The 319-nt window shown below is 61.1% G+C and carries 1 protein-coding gene; it reads left to right on the forward strand.

The annotated features are described in order from the left end of the window. Positions 1-319: Ig-like domain-containing protein (locus AACU19_RS20710; RefSeq protein ID WP_198599095.1), on the forward strand; the 319-nt coding region annotated here is incomplete at both ends.

Genomic DNA, 319 nt, shown 5'->3' on the forward strand with positions numbered 1-319 from the left:
TGAAAGTCACCGACGCGTTCGGCAATGCGCTGGCCGGACAGACGGTCAGCGTCTCAGCGGACAACGGGGCAGCGGTTGCCGCGACGGTTATCACCGGGCCGGACGGCACCGTGGAAATCTCCGTCACCAGCCAGACGGCGGGCATCAGTACAGTTACCGCAACCATCAACAACAGCACTCTGAGCCAGAACGTGACGTTTATTGCTGATGTCAGCACGGCGAAGATCGCGGATCTGGTGGTCATCAAGGACGGCTCAGTGGCAGATGGTGCGATGGCGAACACGCTGCGGGTGAAAGTCACCGACGCGTTCGGCAATGC

This window comes from Escherichia sp. MOD1-EC4550 (assembly GCF_963876935.1).
In the GTDB taxonomy this organism is placed as follows: domain Bacteria; phylum Pseudomonadota; class Gammaproteobacteria; order Enterobacterales; family Enterobacteriaceae; genus Escherichia; species Escherichia coli_F.